Genomic DNA, 11937 nt, shown 5'->3' on the forward strand with positions numbered 1-11937 from the left:
TCATTTCTACATTAATTGATGAAAGGTATGTTGCAGGATATAGGATGTGGTTTACCTTTGCTTTTCCATCGGCAGTAATTGTAATGGTTAGGCTCTCATCAGTTGAGGTCTGAGCTATTGCTAAAGGTATTATGAATAATAATGGTAGGAAAAAGACCCATTTGTTTTTCATGATTTGTGTCTATCTTTGAATTTGTGGACCGCCCTTGCCGCTGATGTCTATCCACTGACCATTCTCATATCTTTGTAGGGTGTTTGTCATTGCGTTATATTTCAAATCTCCTTCCTCAGGAATAATTGGTGCTTTCTCAAAAACCTCATTCTCATTTAGGGAAGATCCAAATTTATTTAATGAAATGGTAAATGAATCACACTCTAATTTAGTGACCTCTCTGATCTCTATGGCGTCTTCTCCCTCGATAAATGATATTTTTCCAAGAGAATCTACAGAATGAACAAAATATTCATCTAATTCACATCTTCCGTATTCTAGTGTCTCAATTAACTTGCCATTTCCAGAGTAAATGTCAATATCTATGTTGATTAATTCTCTATCGATGATGTTTTTCTTATCTAGAGAATCTTTAATAAATTCGTAAAATTCCTTTTTATCTAAACTTGGTACTGATTCTAGAAGGAAACTTCCTTCTCCTGATACAAATCCAATTCTTGAAAATGAGTCATATGTTCTAACTATGCTACTTCCTTCTCTGTTTGCATGAACAATTATTGATTTTGCAGCATTATCTGGATCCAATGATATCCCCCCATATGCTTGGAATAATTCTGGAATGACCCACGTCATGCCTGAAAATAGAATCGAACTGGTAATTGCAATCGTTATTGCAAGTAAAACCCATGTTTTCATAATTGTATTTTGTTGCTTGATTTCCTTTATAAGCAATGGTATGTATTTGTACCAACTGTACTCAAAAATGTGGTAGGTTCGCATGGTTCGAACCAATATTTGTGCCTAGGCGAAAACCTTGGTTATATTCATTGTAACAACTACAATCTTTGAAGAACAATGAACCAAGAACGACAAAACCCAGCATTTGACACTAATCCTGTAATTTTAGACTCACGTATGGTGTCGCTAATCAATATGACAAATAATGTCATGATGAAAATCAAACAAGCACAGGGGTTATCCTAATGAACTCTGAGCGACAAATCAGTCTGTTTGACAACGAATCAGACACTGTAATGTACAAGCATAAACTAACTCTTGAGAAAATCAGGGATGAACTAATCAATTTTGGCCTCACCAAAAGCCAGGCAAAGGTGTTCATATATCTCGGCAAGTATGGATCGAAGACAGCTTCTGAGATAGCAAAAGCACTGCAATTGCCTAGAACTGAGACCTACCACCTTGTCAACTCCCTTCAGAGCATGGGTTTGGTTGTAGCAGAACTGTCACACCCAACAAAATACACTGCAATGGATATGAAAGAGGCAGTAAGCACACTCGTAAAACAAGAGCAAGAAAGAATCGACACCTTGGCAAACAAGGAGGAGTCCCTCTCCGAGATGTGGAAAGAGATACCATTCTTTGCAGTAGAAACTGACGAATCAAAATCTGAGAAAATGCAATTGTTACACGGTTCAGGCCCTATCACAAACAAAATCCGTGAAATGGTTGATTCTAGCCTTGAGGATTTTAAAATCTATGGCAGCATATCAGATTTGCTTAGGATGTATCATTCTGACGTATTTGATTGGGTAGAGAATTCACCAACGAATCTCAAAATGGTAGTGTCCCCATTGAACAAGACTCCTGAATTCCTATCTGAAATGGATTCTAAAAAAATTCGAGCCATACCATCAAACTCTGAAAACAAGTGTTTTCTTGTCAATGACAAAAAAGAGGTTCTTATCTTCATGAGAAATGCAACACACCCAACAAGACAAGTCTTTGCATGGTGGTCAGATTCTGAGACCCTGGTAGATATGATGAATTCATTGTTTGAATTGTCATGGGAAAAAGGAGAGTCATTATATTGAATACTACAGTTTTAGCCCTTGAAAGCCTTCATCAGGAAGTCTCCTTTATGACAAGACATTCTTTTGATGAAGGACGTGAACACCTCGATGATCTAGAGATTGAACACCTCATCAAAATGACAAGTGATGTTGTGATGAAGATTAAACGCCAAACACAGGAGAGATACCTTTGACTTTAGATTTTCCTGAAGATTCACAAATTGACATGTTACTAAAAATGACCAATAATGTGGTCATGAAGATTAAACAATCACAGGAGATTTACTCATGAATGCTATAAAACAGCTATACTATCTATTGACTTCACAAATTGACGAACTATCTAAGGATCTTGAAAATGAATCAATGCGAAGATAGACACGAACCAAAATATCGTATAAAATACAAGCCTGCAAAAGGCAATCGATATAGTCCTGAATGGATAGTCTGTGAGGCTTGCTTTGAAAATAAAAAACAATTTGGCGATGAAGATGATATTATGTCCATTGAAATAATGGCCTAAATGTAGAAATCACAACATGTCTGATTCCAGAAACTCTATTCTGTTTCATCTGCAAATTTTGGATGAGGACTTGGAAAATTCAGATCTTTCTGAATATCCTTGCTAAGTATTACGCTTATTCCAATTTGAAATCTAAAAAATTATTACAGAATGATCACGGTTCGAATCAATCGATATGATTTTCATGACTAGGCGAAATCCTTGGTTATATTCATTGTAACTAATAGTATGTTGAAGAAAAATGAATACAACCCGACAAATCGTAATGTTTCAAAAAGAATCTGAGATTTTCTTTGAACTTGAAATGGAAAATCTTTTGATAATGACAAACGAGTTCCTCATGAAGCTTAAACTCAAAGTAACGGAGAGTTCCATATGACCTTGCAATATGTGGCAGATCCTCAAATGGAGGTCTTGCTAAAAATGACAAATGACGTGGTCATGAAGATTAAACAGCATACTCAGGAGATTTACCAATGAAAACCTGTAGAGTATGTATAAAACCATTTCATGTAGGTCACAAAGGATACTGCTCTACTGATTGCTATTTGGAGATCCTTCAAAATAAGTTAGATGAATGCTTTAGAAATGATACTAGTCACACCAAATTGCTCACAACACTCGTTTGATTTTCTGGCTCTAAGTTATTTACATTTGAGATAAAATCCAGGATTCTCTTTTTTTCAAAATCATATTTTTCATGATTTTTTACAAAGTCTTTGATTGCTACTGCTATGGTTTGCGCATCTAGATTTTCTCTGTTATTCAGGATTGTCTGAAGTAGGATCTCTTTTGATGATTCAAACTGAAATCTTGTTTGGTTTACGTCCACGTCCAATATTTGCTTTCTAGATTTTAATCATTACTACTATTTTCGTCTACTGGCATTTTTTTCATATTGGACATTTTTTGGAAAAATTATAACTTGTTGTTTTTAATTTTTAGTTTACTTTGAAACTCTTGTTATCTTCATTTTCTGATCATACATGTGGATGGAATTTTAGACAGTACCGTACTAATTTGATACTCTAAAATTCTTTTAGTTGTTTTAAAAATTCTTCATTATTAATCAACAATGTGTCTTCTGGATAACAATTAAGCATCCAGCCATTGTTAATCGGATAAAATTCCCATTTAGAACAATCTTGATCATACTCCATTGGAGAATTATCGTATTCCCAACCAAACCCATTTTTGATATTTTTTTCAGGATAGTCGTGACCTTTCTTCAAAGTCATTGTGTTTTTTTCATAATCTGTCTCTATTTCCGCGTACAGTGCATTTGGGTAAAGGTAAATAACATTTGGATGACTTGTGATTGCATCAAACTGTTTCTTTGTAACATATTCATTATGCAACAAAATTATTTTGTCATATTTTTTTAAAATGTCGGGATTTTTGTCTACATCCACATCTGTGATCATCTCATATTGTAATAGTTTTAAAATTTTCACTCCGTTGTTACTTGATGTAAATCCTGATGTTCTGTTCTGAATTGAAACTGTGAGACATATCTCACTACAAGATCCATCATAATAATTGTAAAAACTTGGCACTTTGTATGCATTAGCAGTAAATATTGGTATGATCACTACTGTGTTTTGTGACTTGTCAAACAATCCTATTTCTCCAAATGTTTGTTTTAATTCCATTTTTGGAATGAAGTTCAAGATTTCTGGAGATTGAGTTTCATCCGAATTAACTCTAAGTTGATTTTTATGAACATAGACATGAAACAACTCAAAAAATTCTGGAGGATAAACATACACATCATCGGAATTTTGTTTTTCTTCAAGTTCTATCTGTGTTTTTTCAAAAAACAAATCTAATTTTGATTGTTTTTGCTCTTCTGATTGAATTTGATAAATTACTCCTGCAACAATGATTGTGATTATAATTACAACTACGCCAAAAATTTTCATATTCATATAATCATACATTTTAGAATATGCTGTTATAACTTAAACCAACCAATCTACTACCAACCAAGCACATTTCACGCCTAGATTAAAAGACAAATCTCGCGAAATTGTTTAATATTTTCAGTGTGTTATTTGTATGAATATCATACAATCTAAAGGAAAAGGTGGACCGAATGGGTAGTGTATCTGTGATGGTTCTTTTTTGAGTTCCATTGTGACTAGAATTTAGTTTGATTTTACTTTTTTGTGCCTATGTTATATCAAAATACATACAGATGGATATGTATGAAAATAAGAACAATTAGTTTGTGAAATTAAAAGAAAATAATTCTATTTTTCTTTTAGCATTGTTCTTTGTATTTGGAATTATTACTGTGACTATTTATCCCAACCAATTACTTGTTTATGGCGAAGACCTTCAAGTAATGAGTAAAAGTGAAATTCAATCTATAAAATATTGCAAAAGTGGAATTTATGAGGGTGAATTTTCACATGGAAAATATTTTCTTGGTGTTAAAAAACAAACTGATAATTTTTGTCTGATGGATGGTTATTCTATCGTAAACGATACTGAAATTTCCTTTGAATGTGACATCTCCTTAGATGATCTTACAAATTTTCATGGTTGGTTAGATGATCGAATTCATCCAAATCAACTGGCATTCAAAGAAGACTGTAAATTTACTATTGTGGATGAACCTGCTTTAAGGAATAAATCAACTCCCACTGCAGAAAATGCCCCTAATGAATTTCTCAAATATTCTATGGAAAAGATGATTGAATCTAAAGATGGTGTGATGACTGTTTTTTGTGCAATAATTATGGAATGTGATGAGAATATTTTGGGTATGATGGAACCCTTGCAACGCCATCCTGATCTTGTTCTTCTTAATGACGGTGAACTTTTCGAAAAAATGATTTTAGATGAGATTCAAACTCTGGATAAATATGATGCATTGTCAATCGATTACGTATCTTTAGATTTTCAAGATTTCTTCACAAACAATGAAAAAATAAATGATCCAAAATTAATGAATGATTTGAAAAAGGTAATTGATTTACAATATGAATCAATGAATGATCTCAGTTTGATAATTACGGAATTAAAACATAGGGAATATGTTTTTCATCCCATGTTCACAAATGATCAAGAATGTTTGAAAGTTCCATACATAGAATTTCCAGGAATTGAATTACCTGATGTAACTTATTCTAAATCAGAATTACTAGCATGGAGTAATGAGAATGAACAAAAAATTACCCAGTATAATGAATTCACAAACTGGTTTTATGGTGAAAATTATGAAAACGTACCCTCACTGGATGATAAAAATAAACTAAAAAATCTTAATATCATATTAAATGATTTTGAAGAATCTGTTGTTAAATTTGAGGAAAATCAAAATTCAGAAAATTTAGAAAATCTTAAAAAAATATTGTCTGATATTAATGACATTTCTGAGGAATATGTTGGGAAATTCTTATTGATATCCTTTGACATTTCTGAAGATCATGATGAGTTGTTGATTACTGTCAGTATTGAATCTGAAGGCTATTTGAAATCTAATTTTGCTGAAAAATGTCTTAAAGATTACGTGAGTGAATTAACTTCGGAAAACAGTGTTCAAAAAATAGATGCTTCACATTCTCAACTTTCAGCTCCGATTACATTTCTATCCTATGATGAAAAATCTTCACTTTTATCTGAAGATTCTGCATCTGGCTTGGTGAATAGTGATTCTTCCAAATTTGTAATGTCTGATCAATCTTCAAAAAAACAACTATCTTCTGAGATTCCTTCTGAAAACATTAAATGTGAAAATGGAATGAAACTCATTTTCAAATATGATGATTCTCCTGCTTGTGTTAAACCCGAAACTGTTGAGAAACTACTCGAACGTGGCTGGACAAACACTCGATAGATTTTACAAATAAGTATGAGAGTGGTGACCAAACTGGTAGTGTATCTGTGATGGTTCTTTTTTTAGTTCCATTGTGACTAGAATTTAGTTTGATTTTAAATTTTATGCCTAATGTTATTTGAAATAACATACAGATGGTAATGTATGAAAATCATAAGTGAATTACATGAACAAAGAACCAGTCGATATCAAAAAACAATCTCAATATGTCTACATTCCTGGTCTAGATCTTTATGCTGCAAGTAAAGTAGGGAAATTACCACAATATGTAATGATTGTACTGGGGATTGGACTTCCTGTATTTGGGGTAATGATATATTTTTTCCCAATATCTCTAATGCATGTCGTAATCCCTGAAATTGCCATATTGCCTGTAGCAATTCATTTCATGAAAAAGTGGTCAAGAGAATGGAATGAACAATTTTCAGAAAATCAATTTAGTGATGAATTAAAATGAGAAAAATTTTCTATGGTTTAGCAATTATTTTTGGTATCTTGTTAACTAGTTCTTTCAGTATTCAAGAATCATATTCCATTATAAGTGATAAAGAAATCTAAAAAGGAATTAAAATAAAATGAGAAAAATCGCTTTCATTTTATGCGTGTTGATTTTTAATCCAATTGTAATTCAAAATTTGTTTGCTGAACCATACATGGATACTGATTATTCGAAAAGAATTGAAATAATTACTGCACTACAAGAAAAACCCTCTCCTAAACAACAATTGTCTGATAGAATTTTTGCAGCAGATATTGTATGTTCAAATGATTTTGTGTTGGTGTTAAAATTATCTGCTATTGATAAAGTAGCATGTGTATCTATTCCCACTGCTGAAAAATTAGTAGAAAGAAATTGGGGAATAATTAGAACAGATAATGTCATTATAGGAGGAACTTTTGGAGAATGTAAACAAACTTTTGAAATTTTTTTTGATAAAGGTACTGATTTCAGAAAATCCCAATTAATCAAACATATGAGAATATCATTATCCGAATTTTCTAATGAAAAAGCGTTATGGGGTCCAATCTCAATTTCAAGTCAAAGTAATGAGGAAGTATGGATTTCAATTGATAGTTGTTTTTATTCAGAAAATGAACTTAGTAAAATATTAAATGATTTTAAAGAATTAGATTATGTTAAAGACGCAAAAGTTGAGATAAAGGAAATCTGAGATTTTTTAAATAGTTTTCAAATCTAGTGATCGTTTTCTCGTATGTGTTACACCTGAAACTGTTGAGAAACTACTCGAACGTGGCTGACGAACACTCAATAGGATTTCAGAATTTAGGCGTTAAACTGACTTTGTAATCACAAATAACATACAGACTGTAATGTATGAAAATATGCAAAATCTTGTATGGCAAAAAAAGAACCTGTAAGTGTTCTGTGGCAATCCATCTTTATGATTATCCCAATATTTGATCTATATGCTTCTTACAGGGTTGAAAAATTAAGAAAATATCTATTATTCATAATTATTTACTATTCGATAACAGCGGTGATTTTACTGCTTTTATTCCCTATTGATGATAAATCGTTAAATTCAGAATCATCCTTATTAGGAAATGATTTTGATGACGATGGAAAAATTGGTTGGGGTGTTGAATTAATTGCGATTGGGATTTCAATTATCCTTATCAGAAAATGGTCAAGACAATGGAATGAACAATTTTCAGAAAATAAAATGGATGATGAAGTAAAATGACTGTTTCTCATATTTTAGTTCCTTATGATGGAAGCGAACCTTCTGATAGAGCATTTGATGAAGCATTAAAGATAGCAAAAAAATATGACAGTAAATTACTTACCTTGACCTGTTTTCACGGGATAGTGATTTACCCTTTTGGATTTAAGGATTATAGCTTGAATGAAAAAGAATTACCTGATAAATTTCAAAAACTCAAAGAAAAAGCATTTGCAGAAAATGTTTCTTATGTTCATCATTCAATTCAAAGCCCTGCAATTGTCTCTACCATTCAATCATTTGCATTAGAAAACAATGTAGATATGATAATTATGGGGTCTCAAAATCGTCAAGGTCTCAATAAGGAATTAAATGGAGATATTTCTGATGAAGTTAATAGACATGCTCATTGTATTGTAAAAGTTGTGAAATAAAATGAGGCATAATTATGGTTAATTGGGAACTAGTGGCGATAATAATTGCATTTGTGATTTTAGCGCCAATTTTAACAATGATTATTTTTGGAATTAAGGCTGTGAAAGATCCTAAATTCAGAAGAGTCTCAAATAATCTGATTAGACCTGATGTGTGGAGTGCAAGATGGTTACGTGTAACTAGCTGGAATGATATTGTTTTTGATGAACATGTTAGAGATAAACGAAATTTTGATGCTGGAGAAAAAAAGAAAAAAAATCCACTTTAGGTAGGTTTTTCTCGATCAGTATTCTTGGATGAGTGGGCATGATGATGGCTGAATGTTATGTATTTTGGCAAAACACTCTATAGAATTTTCATTTAGAATCCTTTTTTGAACCGTTATAAGCACTCAGGCGGTCGATTCAAATTCACTATGTTCCGTAATTCTAACGGTTTAAACCGTATTTTTTTAATATTTTAAATCCCAAATTATCCTGTGGGTGACAAGGTTTACTTTTCATCTGCCTGTAGACAACAGTGTGAAAAATGGTAAATGTTTGATGCGTACCAATATACGTTATTCTAAAAACATTCTCTAAAATAATCAGTTCTATGTTTTATTTCTAATTTTATTAATTCCATACACGATAAATATTATACTAAGAATTATAATTGATGATAAATAGAACAAATTTTTTATTGTATACCACCTAAATGATACATCCGATCCAGTAAATTGAAAATCAGGTGAAGTTAATGCATTCCATAAAACAGGGGCGCCCAAACCTGCTAGAAAGATAATGTAAATCACAAATGCTAGGATAACCCCTATTTCCTTTGTATTACCTGTTTTTTTAACTCGATACATTATTAATTTGAAAATGCCATAAGATCCAAATAAAAGCCCAAAGAAAGCAGATATCAACGTTATCCAAACATAAGAAAAATTCTCATGTTCCCCACCGCCAACAAAACTAGTATCGTGAATTATTAAATAAGCAAGAGGATTTGAAAGAGCTGCACATACAATGATCCAGAGAATTATGAGGCCTACTTTTTCTGCTTTAGTTGCATCTAACAATGATATTTTGTGATTCTGTATTGGAAAAAGATTTCGATTTCTGCATTCTAGGAGTTACTTGATGAATTGAGTATTTTAAATCAATCAGCGACATTAAAAATCCAATAATTAGAAAAATAATGCCATAACAATATTCTTCATACTCAAAATTAAGATTTTATGAAATTACTTTAGTATAAAGCCTATTTTTGACCTGTTTTTGGGTATGCCAAAAATGTGGCACTCAGCAAGCATATCCTTTTGAGTATAATTCAGAATACTGGAATATTGATTGAAATCAATTCTTGCTTGCATTCTGAATCAAAGTTTTCCAGTTAACCAAGTTAACCCCGTTAATTTTTGTTAAATGGTATTTTGATATCTAACACGGAACACGTTACAAACCCTCTACGTAGTGGCACTGTAGTGTCTCTTTATTTAGTTCCGTTTTTACCTGTCTAAAATAATCTTTAAATTTTTTATTAATTTAACGACTGGGAGAATTTTCTAAAATCATAAAATATACCTGTCATTTATTACTCATATTGAAAAGTTTGCCCATTGTTCTGATCACTATATTTCTTTTTGTGATTATTGGAGCATATTATATTCAAGTGGATGATTCATCTGAGACTCAAAACAGTCATCAGGTATTGCTCCAATTACAACACCGGAACTCCGATGGACATCTAGTTTCCTATGTGGAGGGCTCAAAAATAGCCTTCATAAACCCTGACAAATTAAATGAATTTCTAGATAAGCTCCCAAACAAAAAGATAATTGAAAAAGATGGGAAAGATTATGATATGTTCCAGTGGATTGGACCCTCTGAAAAATATGCAAGACATCATTCTTGGTCTGGATATGAGCTTAGAGTACTGCCTGTTAATGGCAACTACCAAACAGTTCTGATGGTTTTACATAATGCATATGAAACTCAACCCGGAGATACTGCATCCATACGTTGGACGGTGCTCCGACCAATACTCTGAGTTGAAAATAACACTCCTACTGCGATTGCAAAGAAAATGATCAACGGAATGAAACGATGAGTGTTATTGGTGTACGTTGTGAATCCAGAAATTATAGGCGCCAGTAACAACATCCATGCAATCAAAAACATGACCAGTTTAGTATTCTTGATCCCTTTTTTTGAAACGACAAATAACCCAATAATAACTGGGATCAAAAATAACGTGATGAGTGGTTCAAATCTAAACTGCATTACTATCGTAGTGAATCCACTCCAAAACTCGTGGCTGATGTTATGGTATAGGTGATATTTTGTTGTTATTCCGTTGTTTAAAAAATAGATTAATCCAATTCCAGCGATTAATACTACGTAAGATAATGAAATGAATATTTTCTTCTTTTGTTGTATGTTGGAGTTATAAATAAAAAAGAAAGTAATTGGCAAAAATAGAATTGGTAGTGGTTTTGACATGATGGCAGCTACAAACAAGAATGGAGATAATGGCCAGAATCTACATACTGCAATTAATGATAATAGATAAAACATGATCCAAAAATTCGGGTATGTTATTGTGGTGTCATAAGTCAGAAAAATTGTACTTGAAAGAACAATAGACACGGCAATGATTCCTGGAATCTGTTTTTTTGTAATGATCGTTGTAAAAAAGTATGTCAAAAATAGTAGTATGCTGCTGGACACAAGCGGAATAACTCTGTAGCTCCCAAAAACAATCATTGATATTTTCCCAAGAAGTGTCGAAACGGTGCTTCCACTGGGTTGAATCATGTCTTCAAACGCAAAATTTTGCAGTCTTGGTTTGACTATCCTGTTGTAATCCTCCCAAGTATCATTCATCCAAACTTCTTGTAATGTAAACACCATGTAAAAGTCTAGTAGGATTAACATAATGACAAGTGCCTGTTTTCTTGAGATGTCATAGCTTGTTATTTTTAGAAATATGTTGGTGATGACCCTTGGTATTTTCTTTTTGAAATGTAGTGCAGCTAGGGAAATTGTAATCATGTTGACTAGGAGAAATTGATAAAACAACTCCCCCTTTTCAAAAATATCTATTTTTTCTGGATATTTTGGAACATCCTCATTTGTTCCTAATATGAACGCTGGAAAAATTATGGAAATACTTGTAATTGCTGCTATGAACAATGTTGAGACAAATACTATATTGATTGATGAATCTCGTTTATCTTTATTCAATCACTTAATTTGTCAATATATTATCATAAATTCTTTCATGATGTTTTGTCATATCTAATATTTTTCTATGTTATGGAATTTTCATAATTTGAAAACTTTATTATCTTTCATATTTTACTTAATTCATAATGCGTGAGGCTAATATTGGATTTATCAGTGTTGGACTCATTGCTTTACTTTTTGTATTTTCATTTTCCTTCTTGGATGTTCCAAACATATTTGCGCAAGCAACTGGTG

At 32.1% G+C, this 11937-nt stretch carries 16 protein-coding genes; 12 read left to right on the top strand and 4 right to left on the bottom strand.

Features of this window, described 5'->3' with window-relative positions; translation table 11 throughout:
- Window positions 1-181 precede the first annotated feature (181 nt).
- Window positions 182-868 (bottom strand): hypothetical protein, encoded by a 687-nt coding sequence (locus tag BD31_RS03090; RefSeq protein WP_008298437.1) that lies wholly within the window; start codon window positions 866-868, stop codon window positions 182-184.
- A gap of 159 nt (window positions 869-1027) precedes the next feature.
- On the opposite strand from BD31_RS03090, the gene BD31_RS10985 reads away from it, so the two are divergent.
- The 5 genes from BD31_RS10985 to BD31_RS10680 all read left to right on the top strand — a co-directional run bounded on the left by BD31_RS10985 (window position 1028) and on the right by BD31_RS10680 (window position 2885).
- Complete coding sequence (locus tag BD31_RS10985; RefSeq protein ID WP_008298423.1) at window positions 1028-1156, top strand: hypothetical protein; 129 nt, start codon at window positions 1028-1030, stop codon at window positions 1154-1156.
- Window positions 1156-2004, top strand: coding sequence for a TrmB family transcriptional regulator (locus tag BD31_RS03095; protein ID WP_008298427.1), 849 nt, complete (start codon window positions 1156-1158; stop codon window positions 2002-2004). The genes BD31_RS10985 and BD31_RS03095 overlap by 1 nt, the downstream gene beginning before the upstream one ends.
- Before the next feature lie 47 nt (window positions 2005-2051).
- Window positions 2052-2177, top strand: a complete 126-nt coding sequence (locus BD31_RS10990; RefSeq protein ID WP_008298403.1) for a hypothetical protein — start codon at window positions 2052-2054, stop codon at window positions 2175-2177.
- 164 nt (window positions 2178-2341) lie between these two features.
- The gene (locus tag BD31_RS10020) at window positions 2342-2506 is read left to right on the top strand and encodes a hypothetical protein (RefSeq protein WP_008298407.1); all 165 of its coding nucleotides are present in this window, start codon (window positions 2342-2344) and stop codon (window positions 2504-2506) included.
- A 241-nt stretch (window positions 2507-2747) separates the two neighbouring features.
- Window positions 2748-2885 (top strand): hypothetical protein, encoded by a 138-nt coding sequence (locus tag BD31_RS10680; RefSeq protein ID WP_008298419.1) that lies wholly within the window; start codon window positions 2748-2750, stop codon window positions 2883-2885.
- A 649-nt stretch (window positions 2886-3534) separates the two neighbouring features.
- Here BD31_RS10680 and BD31_RS03105 read toward each other — a convergent pair.
- Window positions 3535-4428, bottom strand: coding sequence for a hypothetical protein (locus BD31_RS03105; RefSeq protein WP_158641217.1), 894 nt, complete (start codon window positions 4426-4428; stop codon window positions 3535-3537).
- A gap of 308 nt (window positions 4429-4736) precedes the next feature.
- Between BD31_RS03105 and BD31_RS03110 the strand changes: the two genes are divergently transcribed.
- The 6 genes from BD31_RS03110 (at window position 4737) to BD31_RS03135 (ending at window position 8738) form a co-directional block, all read left to right on the top strand.
- Window positions 4737-6350: a hypothetical protein gene (locus BD31_RS03110; RefSeq protein ID WP_008298428.1), complete on the top strand. Its 1614-nt coding sequence runs from the start codon at window positions 4737-4739 to the stop codon at window positions 6348-6350.
- Between the two features lie 166 nt (window positions 6351-6516).
- Window positions 6517-6807 carry a hypothetical protein gene (locus BD31_RS03115; RefSeq protein ID WP_008298402.1) on the top strand — a complete coding sequence of 97 codons (291 nt, stop codon included), beginning with the start codon at window positions 6517-6519 and terminating at the stop codon, window positions 6805-6807.
- A gap of 145 nt (window positions 6808-6952) precedes the next feature.
- Window positions 6953-7522: a hypothetical protein gene (locus tag BD31_RS03120; protein ID WP_048097401.1), complete on the top strand. Its 570-nt coding sequence runs from the start codon at window positions 6953-6955 to the stop codon at window positions 7520-7522.
- Between the two features lie 186 nt (window positions 7523-7708).
- A complete protein-coding gene (locus tag BD31_RS03125) occupies window positions 7709-8056 on the top strand; it encodes a hypothetical protein (protein ID WP_008298405.1) in 348 nt (115 codons plus the stop codon).
- The gene (locus tag BD31_RS03130; RefSeq protein WP_008298433.1) at window positions 8053-8469 is read left to right on the top strand and encodes a universal stress protein; all 417 of its coding nucleotides are present in this window, start codon (window positions 8053-8055) and stop codon (window positions 8467-8469) included. The genes BD31_RS03125 and BD31_RS03130 overlap by 4 nt, the downstream gene beginning before the upstream one ends.
- 14 nt (window positions 8470-8483) lie before the next feature.
- Window positions 8484-8738: a hypothetical protein gene (locus BD31_RS03135; protein WP_008298439.1), complete on the top strand. Its 255-nt coding sequence runs from the start codon at window positions 8484-8486 to the stop codon at window positions 8736-8738.
- 324 nt (window positions 8739-9062) lie between these two features.
- Here BD31_RS03135 and BD31_RS03140 read toward each other — a convergent pair whose 3' ends face one another.
- Complete coding sequence (locus tag BD31_RS03140) at window positions 9063-9533, bottom strand: hypothetical protein (protein ID WP_008298404.1); 471 nt, start codon at window positions 9531-9533, stop codon at window positions 9063-9065.
- A 524-nt stretch (window positions 9534-10057) separates the two neighbouring features.
- Between BD31_RS03140 and BD31_RS10025 the strand changes: the two genes are divergently transcribed.
- The gene (locus BD31_RS10025; RefSeq protein WP_158641219.1) at window positions 10058-10504 is read left to right on the top strand and encodes a hypothetical protein; all 447 of its coding nucleotides are present in this window, start codon (window positions 10058-10060) and stop codon (window positions 10502-10504) included.
- Here the strand turns inward: BD31_RS10025 and BD31_RS03145 are convergent.
- The gene (locus tag BD31_RS03145; RefSeq protein WP_008298406.1) at window positions 10450-11700 is read right to left on the bottom strand and encodes a membrane protein; all 1251 of its coding nucleotides are present in this window, start codon (window positions 11698-11700) and stop codon (window positions 10450-10452) included. The genes BD31_RS10025 and BD31_RS03145 overlap by 55 nt on opposite strands.
- Window positions 11701-11937 lie beyond the last annotated feature (237 nt).

Source organism: Candidatus Nitrosopumilus salarius BD31, assembly GCF_000242875.2.
GTDB classification, from domain to species: domain Archaea; phylum Thermoproteota; class Nitrososphaeria; order Nitrososphaerales; family Nitrosopumilaceae; genus Nitrosopumilus; species Nitrosopumilus salarius.

Excerpts from the sequence above, each read along its gene's own strand:
- BD31_RS10020 (WP_008298407.1), top strand. The coding sequence starts at position 2,342 with ATGAATCAATGCGAAGATAGACACGAACCAAAATATCGTATAAAATAC.
- BD31_RS10985 (WP_008298423.1), top strand. The coding sequence starts at position 1,028 with ATGAACCAAGAACGACAAAACCCAGCATTTGACACTAATCCTGTAATT.
- BD31_RS03105 (WP_158641217.1), bottom strand. The coding sequence starts at position 4,428 with ATGAAAATTTTTGGCGTAGTTGTAATTATAATCACAATCATTGTTGCA.
- BD31_RS03095 (WP_008298427.1), top strand. The coding sequence starts at position 1,156 with ATGAACTCTGAGCGACAAATCAGTCTGTTTGACAACGAATCAGACACT.
- BD31_RS03125 (WP_008298405.1), top strand. The coding sequence starts at position 7,709 with ATGGCAAAAAAAGAACCTGTAAGTGTTCTGTGGCAATCCATCTTTATG.
- BD31_RS10680 (WP_008298419.1), top strand. The coding sequence starts at position 2,748 with ATGAATACAACCCGACAAATCGTAATGTTTCAAAAAGAATCTGAGATT.
- BD31_RS03135 (WP_008298439.1), top strand. The coding sequence starts at position 8,484 with ATGGTTAATTGGGAACTAGTGGCGATAATAATTGCATTTGTGATTTTA.
- BD31_RS03090 (WP_008298437.1), bottom strand. The coding sequence starts at position 868 with ATGAAAACATGGGTTTTACTTGCAATAACGATTGCAATTACCAGTTCG.
- BD31_RS03130 (WP_008298433.1), top strand. The coding sequence starts at position 8,053 with ATGACTGTTTCTCATATTTTAGTTCCTTATGATGGAAGCGAACCTTCT.
- BD31_RS03115 (WP_008298402.1), top strand. The coding sequence starts at position 6,517 with ATGAACAAAGAACCAGTCGATATCAAAAAACAATCTCAATATGTCTAC.
- BD31_RS10990 (WP_008298403.1), top strand. The coding sequence starts at position 2,052 with ATGACAAGACATTCTTTTGATGAAGGACGTGAACACCTCGATGATCTA.